Source organism: Holdemanella porci, assembly GCF_019052655.1.
Lineage (GTDB): Bacteria > Bacillota_I > Bacilli_A > Erysipelotrichales > Erysipelotrichaceae > Holdemanella > Holdemanella hominis.
On sequence record NZ_JAHQVB010000063.1, the window covers coordinates 1 to 11,556 of the forward strand.

The window sequence follows — 11,556 nt, forward strand, 5'->3', positions numbered from 1 at the left end:
CATTAGAATTTAAAATTTATCTATTTTATGAGTCCTTTTTCTTGACGTAGTACCAAAGGTTCGAGAACAGGAAGTAGAAGAATTAACGGAACATAAGAATTTATTGGAGCATGATTTACATGATATCAGTGAATGTGTGGATGAAATCCAAAAGGAAAAAGAACAGATAGAAAAAGAGAGAGATGCAGTAATTAAAAAGACAGAAGTTTTAGAGAAACGATTTTCTGCACTAAATTCAAAAGCTGGACTTGTTGACTTGCATGCACGTGAGTATGGATATTACCCGGAAGAATGGTTGCCAGAAGCTGGAACTTTAGAGTCAGCAAAATCTTATCGAAAGAGGATATTCCCTCTATTGAAAAAAGTTGCAAACATGATACAGTCATTATATAGCAAGTATTTGGAGTTAAAAGACAGAAATCGAAAGCTATCCGATCGAAATATGGATCTTGAAAATCGTGTAGAACGGTTGCGAGAGGAAGTATCTGTTATAAAGAAAGAGAATGTAGCTTTGTTGAATGTGGCATATGATATGGATCGGGTTGTAACTGTTTTGGGAGAAAATAAGGTCAAGGAAGCGATAGAAGTGGCAAAGCATTTGGAACAGGCAAATGCAAAGCAAAAAATCAAGAAGAGACGTATAGATAGAGAGGGGAGATAAAGGGATGAAGAAATAAAATTTATGCTAAAAAAGCAAAGTCTAGACATTGTTTTTTGGAATTGTAAATCAGAGAGAATAGATTTATATAGGCGAAGAGAGAAAATAGCTTTGGCAGGCCTTTGAGAATTAGGTGAATGCTCTATAAGTAATGTGATACAAGGAAAGGTAAAATAGAATTTGTGGAAATGTGCGTTACAAGATGTAAGCAGAAACTCTAGCACAAAAAACTTCCATTTCTTTTTTTGATGAAGTATAATGTAAGCAACATATTTGAATTTGCAGCGATAGAAAATCAGAAGAATATATTGAAAAATAAGCATTTGAGGGAGTGACACGAATCGTGTCACATATGTGAAAGAACGTTTCTTTCATTGTTTTATGCTTTTGGATAAGGTGAAGGTGTTAGAAAGACAAACCAAATCAGAAAGGATGTAAAATGATGAAAAAGAACGAAAAAAGATGTTTATTACTTGGAAGTGTATTCCTTGCAATGTTTGTGTTATGGACAGCGCTGATTCAGATGGTGGATGTGCAATCTGTTGGTCAAAATGAAACCAGTATTGGATTTGCAACATTCAATTGCTGGTTTCACCATTTGATAGGGGTGAATAAGGTGATTTATACAATTACTGATTGGATGGGCCTGGTACCTATCGTTGTATGTTTGGTTTTCGCGGGTGTTGGGTTGATTCAGTTGATTAAAAGAAGAAGTATTTTCAAGGTTGATGCAGATATTATGATCTTAGGGGTATATTTTGCTGTTGTGATCTTGGCATATGTGATTTTCGAAATTATACCAATCAATTACAGACCAATTTTAATAGAAGGAAGAATGGAGGCATCTTATCCATCTTCAACTACATTATTGGTATTGAGTGTGATGCCAGTTTTTATTGAACAAATCCAGCGCAGGTTGTCTGGTGATGTGGCGAAAAGAATCATAACAATTGTATCACTAGCTTTTTCGGGATTCATGGTGATTGGGAGATTGATTGCCGGAGTGCATTGGTTCACGGATATCGTAGGCGGTGTACTACTAAGTACCGGATTGGTTTTGATTTATAAAGCGACAGTTATGTTGGTAATAAAGGAAAAATAGAATTGGAATGGGAGGTGCAGATTTTGGAATTTCATGAAAAACTTCAGGAATTAAGAAAAATCCGAGGTTTGACACAAGAAGAATTAGCCGAGGCATTATTTGTTTCTAGAACTGCTATTTCAAAATGGGAATCTGGAAGAGGGTACCCAAGTATAGATTCGTTAAAAGAAATATCTAGATATTTTTCTGTATCCATTGATGATTTGTTATCTGGAGATCAATTGATTTTCATAGCAGAAAAAGAAAACAAATCAAATCTCAATAGTTTATGCGACTTATTATTGGGGATTGTTGACTTGCTTTCTCTGATGTTGATATTTCTGCCGCTATATCCCAAGCCAATTAATAGTTATATTTACTCGGTAAATCTCCTTGGGTATGTAAATAACAATACTCTCATTATCAAAATATATTGGGCATTGTATATCAGTTTAGCGACAATAGGAATCGTGAAAATGCTGATGATCTATTTCAAACTCGAAAAGGGAAAAAAGATGATTACTGACTTATCTGTAGGAATCAGTATAATTGCTGTTTTGTTTTTGGCTATGGCGAAAGAACCATATGCGACAACAGTAATGTTCCTTTTATTACTTATCAAAGGTGGCCTATTTTATAGGCAAGCCAAGGTAGGGTAATAAGATATTGTTCTCTACAACTTCCTGACTGTAGGGGAATTGAAATGTTGTATAAGTATTATAGCATTTAAGACTATTAGTTGATTTTGATATATAGCATATTGCTGACAATAAAATGACAATAGAATTAAATGAAAAGGTAGAGAATATATGCAAAACAGTTCAAAAACGAACTGTTCTAAAGCTGAAATAACGGGGAAGAACTACAAAGCAAATAGAACTTTGCGAGTTTGAGTAGAGATAAAATGAATAAAAGCGCCTTATATAAGGCACTTTTTGTGTATTTATAGGTTGCTTTGCTACCAAATTGATACCAATAATATAGAGAGTATGTTCCTGATGAGAAATTGAATGTGTATTTTATATCTCAATTTTAGTCTGTGGTGTAACTATTTTTGTGATTCTTGTACTTCATCTCTTCTAACTATTGGTTTGCTGCTAGTCTTGCTTTGTTCTAATTTCAGAACACTGTATAAGAAACCACGCATATTGATTTATCTATAAGAGTCAGTGGTTTATGCTGGAATCCAATCTCCAATCCATTTTTGTTTAGTGTAATTATAACGTCGTTTATATACTCTTCCATTTTCAAACTTATATCTCCATTCTATGATGTCGGCTCTTGCTTCAATGGCTGGATTTGGTCCGATTTTGTTTGCAAAAACAGAAATAGTTTGAATAAAGTTGGCTTAAGTGAGTATAATGAGTTAAAAATATTTGAGATTTCAGGTGGAGAACAACAGCGTGTGGCTTTGGCAAGAGCTATGATAAAGCCAAGTGAAATTATTTTAGCTGATGAGCCAACAGGGACATTAGATTCTAAGAATAGAGATGAAGTGTTGCAACTTTTACGTGAAATCAATTAGCAAAGAAAAACGATAGTCATTGTAACTCACGATATGACCGTTGCAAATTCATGTGATAGAATTATACAGCTATAGGTCTATATATTGTCATAGTAGGAATTGACACAAGTATACTGCTTGTGTATATATTCAAATCGGTATCCCTCTCCGTCTTTAAACAACGGAGTCTTGGATACCTTTTTTGATTATTCTGTTTATAAAAGTTCTAGAAATCCAAAAGCGTGTACTCACAGTGACTCCAAAATGAGTACATAATATACATAAATGATTTGGAAATATAAAGAATCAAATTTAAAAAGAGACAACATGAATAAAAGTGCCTTATATAAGACACTTTTTATCAATGCTATTTTTCAGTTGGATAATTAATTGTCCACTCAATATATTCATCGTTGCTGATCTTACCGTTTTTTAGATCGGCTTTTTTTTGTATCCAGGCTTCTAAAAAATCATCAAAAAGATTTGTGTTCAAATCAATTAAATAATGGTTTTCATTATCTATTGTTTCTTTTTTTATAATGAAATCAGTTGTTCTGTCCCAGTCGAGTAATGTAAAAACAAAATCAAGTGCTTCGGTATGATCGTCCATATTTAAATACATAGAATTGATATGTAGCGCCTTACTTATTTTTTCTAACATGTCTTTACGTGGAACTCTGGTTCCGTTCTCATATTGTGAAATACGAATTCTTCCATTTTCATCTGCTGAAAGCCCGGATTTTTCGGCTAGTTCGGTTTGTGTTAAACCTCTAAATTGACGGACAAATCTTATTCTTTCCCCAATGTCCATTTTTATGTTACCTCCGTCTTATATCTATTAAGAATTATAACATAGATAAAATGGATAGAAAATAAACGAGTTTACAGTAAACAAAAAAAGTTACATAAACTAATTGACGTAATCATAAATGTTTACTATACTGTATATGTAGTAAGCATAATAGTTTACGTTATATAAAAAGGAGGAATAAAAAAATGACAGAAACAGTATTTATGACGGCACAGGAGGTAGCGGATTGTTTGGGTACTTCAAAAGCATTTGCTTATAAGATTATTCAAAAACTAAATCGAGAGATGGAAAAAGAGGGGTATCTGACAATTTCCGGAAAAATTAATCGGGTTTATTTTAATGAGCGATTGTATGGAGGGAATATGGTACATGGCAGTTTACAAGGATAAGAATAAGAGCACCTGGTATGTTTCAAAGCGGTATACAGATTGGGATGGTTCAAAAAAGAGATTGTTTAAGCGTGGATTTCAGACAAAAAGAGAAGCTCTTGAATATGAACTGTCTTTTGTATCGAAAATATCGGATAATCAGAAAATGCTTTTCAAGGATTTCATCCCTATTTACTATGAAGATATGGAAAAGCGAGTGCGTAAGAATACAATGATCACTAAGAAAAACATTATTGAAATCAAAATACGTCCTTACTTTGATGAACTTCGATTATGTGATATTACACCTAAGGAAGTCATGAGGTGGCAGAATCAGATGTTGGATGGCAAAAAAAAGAATGGTAAATCATATGCAGGAGATACTCTGATTAAGATGCATGCACAGTTGAGTGCTATATTAAATCATGCTTGCAAGTATTATGGCTTAAGAACAAATGCAGCAGCACAGACAGGGTGTTTCAAGGTAAAAACGAAAAAGGAACAACAATTTTGGACGCTTGATGAATATCGTAAGTTTGTTGATGCAGTATCAGATAAAACGTTAAGCTACATTTGTTTTGAGGTTTTGTTCTGGTGTGGACTTCGCTTAGGTGAACTGCGTGCTTTGACAAAGAAGGATATTGATTTAGTGAATCAAACAATCCAAATTGATAAATCCCTTCAAATAATAGAAGGAGAAACAGTGATTACAGATCCTAAAACAGAGACGAGTATTCGCACAATAGATTTACCTGATTTTTTGTGTGATGAATTAAAAAACTATATGGATCATTTGTATAAAGTAAATGAAGATGACCTTTTATTTCCGGTTAGCAAGTCTTATTTGCATCATGAAATGTTGAGAGGGTGCAAACTCAGTGGGGTTAAAGTGATTCGAATTCATGATTTAAGACATTCTCATATTACGATGTTGATAGAAAATGGATATTCGGCAAAAGATGTGGGTAGTCGTGCAGGTCATTCTGCGGAAAGAATTACTTTTAAATATGCACATGCATATGCAGAGAAGGGAAAAGAGATGGCTAATACATTAAGTGATTTGGAAAGAGGGGAAAAGTAATGAGCAAAAAAGTTCTTGATCAAAAGGGAAGGTTTAGAAACAAGCTTATATCCTTTCGTATGTCGCCAGAAGAAAGTAAAATGCTGAATAGGAAAGTAGCTTTAGCTGGTATTTCAAAGCAGGATTACATTATAAATTCAATTTTAAATAAGGAAATTATTGTTGAACCCAGTCCTTTCGTAATTCGTTCTATAAAAAGAGAATTAGATTATAAAATAGAAACTTGTGATGATAAAGAAATGTTATTGTGGATAAAGGAAATGTTAATGGCGTTTAATGGAAATAAAAAAACAAAAGTAAAGCCAACTGAGGTGTCACGCCAATGAAAACTCAATTAGAAAATGCTTTAGCTTTTGCTAATAATAATGTAAAGGTTTTTCCTTTAAGTTACAACTCTAAAAGTGAACAAATTCTATCTTCATGGAAAAATGAAGCGACAACAGATGTGAATCAAATTAGGAAATGGTTTGAAAACACAAATTGCAATCTAGCAATACGTACGGGGAATGGACTTGCGGTGATTGATGTGGATGTGAAAAATTCAGAAGAGGGTAAGAAGCTGATTCTAGAAAAATTAAAAGAATTTCCAAATACTTTTACGGTTCAAACTCCGTCAGGCGGATATCATTTTTATTATAGGGTGGACCGATTAGTGAAATGTCGTGTCCGAGTCCATGAGGAAATTGACATTCGTGGAGAAAATGGGTATGTAGTTGGTCCAGGAAGTTGTATAAATGGAAAATTTTATGAGATCAAAAATAATGTTCCTATTGCCCAGGCAACAGAGTCTGTCTATTCATTTATGGAAGGCTATGTTCAAACAAAACAAAGAAAAATCATTTCATCAGGTCAATATTTAGAGGGTCAACGCAACGATTATTTGTTTCGGATGGCATGTTCTTTACAGTCCAAAGGATTAGATGATGATGCTATTTGTTCAGCAATTTCTATTGAAAACGAGAAGAAGTGTTATCCTCCCTTGAAGCAGAGCGAGATAGAGCGTTTATGTAAGAGTTCTATGCGATATGAAAAGGGGAATTTGACAATAAAAAATGAAGTAACATGTACGAATCGTTACACAGCATGTGAATTGATTAATGCACAGGAGGATGAGTCACTTGAAATTGTGGAAAACATGCTATCAGTTGGCGTTGCTATATTAGGAGCTCCGCAGAAAACAGGTAAGACATTCTTTTGTATACAGCTGGCAGATTCAATTGTAAATGGAACAAACTTTTTAGGTAGAAAAGTTGTACAAGGTTCTGCATTGTATTTGGCTTTTGAAGATCATAAGACAATGATTCAAAAAAGACTAAAGAGAATGGGAATAAAGCCAAATGATCAATTTGTGATTGATGTACTAAAATCAAATTCAGAGTTTGATTTAAATACACGTATACAGCAGGAAAAAGAAATTAATCCAGATTTAAGATTAGTTGTTATCGATACATTTGCCAAGATTCGAAAAAGTATAGATCGAGATTATGAAACAGAATACAAAGAAGTATCATCTTATCATGAACTAGCCTTTCAATATAATATAGTGATTGTACTTGTAACACATCTTCGTAAAGAAATTAATGTGGATCAACCGTTCGATGCAATCTATGGATCAAGAGGATTGACAGCAGGAGCAGACAGTATATTGGTAATGTATAAAAGGAGTCACATCTCAAATTCAAGACAACTTTCAATACAAGGCAAAGATATTCCGGATGATGAAATAACACTTGTCCAGAATGAAAATTGTATGCTGGTAGTTTCTGAAGATGAGTTTGATGAACAGATTGACGATAATTTAAGTAAAGTTATCAACTATATTGTTGAAAATAAAAACTATATAGGTTCGCATGATGCGTTGTGTTCAAAGTTGAAATTAAATATACGTGGTAAAGGACTACAAACATTGTTGAAGAAGAATATTGACTTATTGAAAGATTCAAATATTTATTATGAAGTTTTGCCTAGAACCAGTAAAGCGAGGCAAATGAAAATGACTTATTTAGGAGATGAAGCACTTTGACAATGACGGTGTGACGGTTTTGGGGATATACCCTTCCAATCGTCATATCGTCATAAATTATTTGGCAGAATAATAAGGAAAATGTATTAGCAAGCAACGCATATGGTCACCCATATACAGAAGGGAGGTCATCAAATATGACGCGAAAACGAGAACATCGAATGACGGTGCGTTTGAATGGGGATGAATATACTAAAGTTTTGAGTAAGATTGAAAGGTCTGGATTATCCAAACAGGAGTATATCTTATCTTCGATTCTGAATAAAAAGATTCAGGAAAGATTGAATGTGGATTATTTTAAATTAATAAATGAAGTAAATCATGTGGGAACAAATCTAAATCAGATCGCAAGAAAATTAAATAGTAATGAGTCTATTTTGAAGGATGAGATCATTAAAAATCAGACGTTGCTCAATCAGGTTTTGAAGAATCTTAATGATCAAATTAAAGGAAATTCAAATGGCAACAACTAAAATCTGGAGCGTTAAAAATCGATTGGATCATGTTCTTGAATATGTATCTAACGAAGATAAGACAATCGATAAACTTGGATCGTATGTTTCAAGAAATGAAGCTACAGAAAATCAGAAATATATGACTTGCGTGAACTGTTCTGGCAATGATCCATTTACAAGTATGATGAATTTAAAAGAAGCCTTTCACGATACATCAAATATTATTGCGTATCATGCGATACAATCATTTAAGCCACACGAAACAAATGCAGATACAGTTCATGAAATTGGTGTTGAAACCGCAACACGATTATATGGAGATAAATATCAGTTTGTCGTATGCACACATTTGGATAAGGACCATCTGCATAATCATATTGTATTGAATCCAATATCGATTGTTGATGGTAAAAGATATCATAATTCGATGAAAGATATTTACCAGTTAAGAGAAGTATCTGATGAAATATGTAAAGAATACGGATTGAGTATAGTGGAAAAACCACAAGGAAAAGGACAATCTAGAAGTCAGTATTATTCGGCTAGGAGCTATATTCGAGAAATAAAAAAAGACATAGATGCTGCTTGTATACGTGCATTTACAGTCAAAGATTTTGTTCAGGACATGAAACTGGAAGGATATTCATTTGAAGAAGTGGAAGGACTGGACTGCGTAGTTCATCCTAATTATGATAAGCCAATACCATTGTTGTTGCTGGGACAAAGATATTCTTTGGATTGTATTGAACAGAGAATAGAAAAAGAAGAAGTTAGATATGTTCCATTAAAGATTGTTTACAAACAAAAAGATGCAGATCGTATTTATGGACAATATAAAAGTGGAATGTTTAAAAGTTTTATGAAAGAAGTAGTCAAATTTCAAGTGTTATTAGGTATTCTTCCGAATTATTCTGCAACAAAAATAAAGCTTTCAAAAGAAATGCGAAAAGAATGTAGAAAGCTAGATCTTATCACAAATGCAACAACCATTACGGCAAAAAATGATATTGATACATTAGAAAAACTAGAATCCTATGTAGACTTACTAGATAAACAGATGAATGAATTACTGGTACAAAGAAAGTATTTGTATTCCAAATCCTACAAAGAAAAGGATCTAATTGCCAAGGCAAAACTATCCAAAGAAGCAAAAGCATTAACGCCGGATATTAAAGAATTAAGAAGTCAGATCAAGAGTCTAGACTATATAAGAAAACGTTCAACAAGGTATAGAGAATATAATAAACAGTTAGAACAAAAAAGGAATTTAGATAAACAAAGAGCTTGAGTAAATGATGTTTTACCCAAGCTTTAATTAGTGATAAATAAGTGCTGTTTTCTTAACGTGATGAATCAACAAAGAGTGTAGAACTTTTTAATGTTAAATCTTTATCGTTAAATGATTTGATGTCAATAAGGATTTTGATCATCATATCTTTATTGTTGGTTTCTGTATAGTAATCCAAAATAAAGTTTTGAATAAGTGGAATACCTTCGTACACATTGTTCTGCAAGAGTGACTGATAATACAAAATGATATTTTTTTCAAAATCAATATATTGTTTTTGAATACGAGCACTTATAGATTGCAAAAAAGGCTTGTAAAAATCGTCTGCATATTCTAAATGAGATTCTATATAATCTAAACATTTTAGATACTCCTTCTGTTTGTAATATGAATAGGGTATGAAATAACATAAATCACAAGATGGATCTTTGTTTTCAATTGCTAGATTTGTGTATTTTATACATTCACTGTATTGACAGTTTAATAGATAGCACCAAGCTAAACTATGATACATGGTTGAAATATATTTATTACTCGATTGGTCAATATTGTTTAGTAATTCTGTTAGCTTTTGAATTGAGCTTTCATAGAGTCCTAAGTTTGTTAAACAATTACATTGAAAAAAATCAATAAAAAACATTGTTGTATAGTTTTGTAATCGATTGAAAATGCTTCTGGATTTTTCGCAATATGTATATGCTAACGCAGATCTGTTTGTTTCAGCATATATACTAATTAGTTCAAATGTGCAAAGTGCAGCGATGTCAGGAATATTTGAAGATAAAGACAAACATTTTTTAAAGTACTTTTCAGCCACAAAATTTGTAGATGGATTTCTTTTATAATAAATACCTAAAATACAATAAAAGATTGATAAATCTTTGGAATTAATGGCATCTAAATTAGACTCGATTAATTTTTTTGCATCATTAATAAAGGTTTCATTACAATTAAATCGTATTAGATAAAAAAGATTTAAAAGATTAAATAAAAAAAATCCACTGCTATTTTCATATATGTCTCGTTTACTTAAAATTAATTCCAGTAATTGTTTCTCTTTAAAAGTATTGGAATTACATAGAGCGTAAAATATTTCATCAATATTATTTTCTAATTCTATGTAAAATTTAAGAGAATCATCGAATTTTAAGTTATAAAAATCATTTAATTGATTAATGGTTCCATCAGGAAAATTTCTTTTCCCGTTTTCCAAATCACTTAAAAAACCTTTATTCATAGAAATTGCATCGGCAACGTATGTTAATGAAAGTCCATCAATAATTCTTTGATGTCTAAAATATGCACCTGTCAAATTTAAATTTTCTGTATAAATTGGAATTTTATGTTTATATGGCATAAAAGCATCACCTCAGTGGATTAATAGTAACATAAAGTGATGTGTATTTCTTGTTTTATTTTTTTAATAAGTTTACTAAATTTACACAATTAGCGAGTATGGTTGAAATGATTGCTTTTTCATCTAGTTCTAAATCGTTAAGCCCTTTTAAAATACTATAATTATCAATTATGAGCTTCTCATATATATTAGAGGATTCAGGAGTGCTTCTTATGCTAGTTCGTCCTAATATAAAATCTGTAGAAACATCAAAGTAATCAGCTAGAAGACATAATTCATAAATATCAATGTCTCTTTGCTCATTTTCTAATCTACTAACTGACTGCTGAGATTTACTTATTAATTCACCAATGTCCTCTTGTTTCATTTTATGTTCTAAACGTAATTTTTTAACATTATTCTTCATATTATAATTTTAATATTTTAAAACTCTTTATATACTCATTAATTGGATTAGCGCACATTAAAGACGGGTATAAGTACTCATCTAAAGTGTAGCAATTACAAAGTTAGTAAACGTACGAGAGTTTAATTTAGGATAGGTGTTCGTATAATTAAAATCAAAGGAGAGAGAAAAATGAAAAAAATATTTTTAATAGGAATATTGGTTTTACTTATGTTCCCAATCCAGGTTTATGCAGAAGAAAATACCAATATTAATGAAGAAACAGAAAATGAGAAGAATCAGGAAAACGAGAAAGACGACAATGATCAAAATTATGAAATAGAAGTATGTAATAACGGCTGGATAAAAAAATGATTTTGTATACTTTTAATTTTGAAGGTTAGTAAACATGGGTATATTTACAGTGTTTTTATTTAGATTCATAATGAAGTCACAAATTTGAGAAGAGGTGATGAAGAATATGAAAAATTATATTTTTACAAGTGAAAGTGTTACTGAAGGTCATCCAGATAAAATTTGTGACC

15 protein-coding genes are annotated in these 11,556 nt (G+C 31.9%); 12 read left to right on the forward strand and 3 right to left on the reverse strand.

Annotated features, from left to right (window positions below; all coding sequences use genetic code 11):
• Positions 1-136: 136 nt before the first annotated feature.
• From KTQ83_RS09785 to KTQ83_RS12355, 4 genes are all read left to right on the forward strand, one after another.
• Positions 137-661, forward strand: coding sequence for a hypothetical protein (locus KTQ83_RS09785; RefSeq protein ID WP_217285040.1), 525 nt, complete (start codon positions 137-139; stop codon positions 659-661).
• Positions 662-1,100: 439 nt separating this feature from the next.
• Positions 1,101-1,760, forward strand: coding sequence for a phosphatase PAP2 family protein (locus KTQ83_RS09790; RefSeq protein ID WP_217256719.1), 660 nt, complete (start codon positions 1,101-1,103; stop codon positions 1,758-1,760).
• A 23-nt stretch (positions 1,761-1,783) separates the two neighbouring features.
• Positions 1,784-2,398, forward strand: coding sequence for a helix-turn-helix domain-containing protein (locus KTQ83_RS09795; protein ID WP_217256720.1), 615 nt, complete (start codon positions 1,784-1,786; stop codon positions 2,396-2,398).
• 674 nt (positions 2,399-3,072) lie between these two features.
• On the forward strand, positions 3,073-3,264 hold the full coding sequence (locus KTQ83_RS12355) for an ATP-binding cassette domain-containing protein (RefSeq protein WP_244975837.1): 192 nt from the start codon (positions 3,073-3,075) through the stop codon (positions 3,262-3,264).
• Positions 3,265-3,610: 346 nt separating this feature from the next.
• Here KTQ83_RS12355 and KTQ83_RS09805 read toward each other — a convergent pair whose 3' ends face one another.
• On the reverse strand, positions 3,611-4,054 hold the full coding sequence (locus KTQ83_RS09805; protein ID WP_118324658.1) for a helix-turn-helix domain-containing protein: 444 nt from the start codon (positions 4,052-4,054) through the stop codon (positions 3,611-3,613).
• 185 nt (positions 4,055-4,239) lie between these two features.
• On the opposite strand from KTQ83_RS09805, the gene KTQ83_RS09810 reads away from it, so the two are divergent.
• From KTQ83_RS09810 to KTQ83_RS09835, 6 genes are read left to right on the forward strand one after another with little or no spacing between them, the layout of a single operon-like run.
• Positions 4,240-4,443, forward strand: a complete 204-nt coding sequence (locus tag KTQ83_RS09810) for a MerR family transcriptional regulator (protein ID WP_217256721.1) — start codon at positions 4,240-4,242, stop codon at positions 4,441-4,443.
• The gene (locus KTQ83_RS09815; RefSeq protein ID WP_217256722.1) at positions 4,424-5,503 is read left to right on the forward strand and encodes a site-specific integrase; all 1,080 of its coding nucleotides are present in this window, start codon (positions 4,424-4,426) and stop codon (positions 5,501-5,503) included. The genes KTQ83_RS09810 and KTQ83_RS09815 overlap by 20 nt, the downstream gene beginning before the upstream one ends.
• The gene (locus KTQ83_RS09820; protein WP_217256723.1) at positions 5,503-5,829 is read left to right on the forward strand and encodes a plasmid mobilization protein; all 327 of its coding nucleotides are present in this window, start codon (positions 5,503-5,505) and stop codon (positions 5,827-5,829) included. The genes KTQ83_RS09815 and KTQ83_RS09820 overlap by 1 nt, the downstream gene beginning before the upstream one ends.
• Positions 5,826-7,526, forward strand: a complete 1,701-nt coding sequence (locus tag KTQ83_RS09825) for a bifunctional DNA primase/polymerase (RefSeq protein WP_217256724.1) — start codon at positions 5,826-5,828, stop codon at positions 7,524-7,526. Before KTQ83_RS09820 ends, KTQ83_RS09825 begins: the two co-directional genes overlap by 4 nt.
• A 59-nt stretch (positions 7,527-7,585) precedes the next feature.
• On the forward strand, positions 7,586-7,999 hold the full coding sequence (locus KTQ83_RS09830) for a plasmid mobilization protein (protein WP_288577159.1): 414 nt from the start codon (positions 7,586-7,588) through the stop codon (positions 7,997-7,999).
• On the forward strand, positions 7,986-9,269 hold the full coding sequence (locus KTQ83_RS09835) for a relaxase/mobilization nuclease domain-containing protein (protein WP_217256726.1): 1,284 nt from the start codon (positions 7,986-7,988) through the stop codon (positions 9,267-9,269). The genes KTQ83_RS09830 and KTQ83_RS09835 overlap by 14 nt, the downstream gene beginning before the upstream one ends.
• Positions 9,270-9,321: 52 nt before the next feature.
• On the opposite strand, the gene KTQ83_RS09840 is transcribed toward KTQ83_RS09835, so the two are convergent.
• The gene (locus KTQ83_RS09840) at positions 9,322-10,626 is read right to left on the reverse strand and encodes a helix-turn-helix domain-containing protein (RefSeq protein ID WP_217256727.1); all 1,305 of its coding nucleotides are present in this window, start codon (positions 10,624-10,626) and stop codon (positions 9,322-9,324) included.
• 55 nt (positions 10,627-10,681) lie between these two features.
• Positions 10,682-11,032, reverse strand: coding sequence for a helix-turn-helix transcriptional regulator (locus tag KTQ83_RS09845; protein WP_217256728.1), 351 nt, complete (start codon positions 11,030-11,032; stop codon positions 10,682-10,684).
• A gap of 171 nt (positions 11,033-11,203) precedes the next feature.
• Between KTQ83_RS09845 and KTQ83_RS09850 the strand changes: the two genes are divergently transcribed.
• Together KTQ83_RS09850 and KTQ83_RS09855 are read left to right on the forward strand one after the other, a co-directional pair.
• Positions 11,204-11,386, forward strand: coding sequence for a hypothetical protein (locus tag KTQ83_RS09850; protein WP_217256729.1), 183 nt, complete (start codon positions 11,204-11,206; stop codon positions 11,384-11,386).
• A gap of 106 nt (positions 11,387-11,492) precedes the next feature.
• The coding region (locus tag KTQ83_RS09855; RefSeq protein WP_217256731.1) for an S-adenosylmethionine synthetase N-terminal domain-containing protein at positions 11,493-11,556 on the forward strand (64 nt) is incomplete at its 3' end.

Coding starts and splice junctions, on each gene's coding strand:
- KTQ83_RS09845 (WP_217256728.1), bottom strand. CDS start 11,032: ATGAAGAATAATGTTAAAAAATTACGTTTAGAACATAAAATGAAACAA.
- KTQ83_RS09815 (WP_217256722.1), top strand. CDS start 4,424: ATGGCAGTTTACAAGGATAAGAATAAGAGCACCTGGTATGTTTCAAAG.
- KTQ83_RS09840 (WP_217256727.1), bottom strand. CDS start 10,626: ATGCCATATAAACATAAAATTCCAATTTATACAGAAAATTTAAATTTG.
- KTQ83_RS09790 (WP_217256719.1), top strand. CDS start 1,101: ATGAAAAAGAACGAAAAAAGATGTTTATTACTTGGAAGTGTATTCCTT.
- KTQ83_RS09850 (WP_217256729.1), top strand. CDS start 11,204: ATGAAAAAAATATTTTTAATAGGAATATTGGTTTTACTTATGTTCCCA.
- KTQ83_RS09805 (WP_118324658.1), bottom strand. CDS start 4,054: ATGGACATTGGGGAAAGAATAAGATTTGTCCGTCAATTTAGAGGTTTA.
- KTQ83_RS09820 (WP_217256723.1), top strand. CDS start 5,503: ATGAGCAAAAAAGTTCTTGATCAAAAGGGAAGGTTTAGAAACAAGCTT.
- KTQ83_RS09810 (WP_217256721.1), top strand. CDS start 4,240: ATGACAGAAACAGTATTTATGACGGCACAGGAGGTAGCGGATTGTTTG.
- KTQ83_RS09825 (WP_217256724.1), top strand. CDS start 5,826: ATGAAAACTCAATTAGAAAATGCTTTAGCTTTTGCTAATAATAATGTA.
- KTQ83_RS09835 (WP_217256726.1), top strand. CDS start 7,986: ATGGCAACAACTAAAATCTGGAGCGTTAAAAATCGATTGGATCATGTT.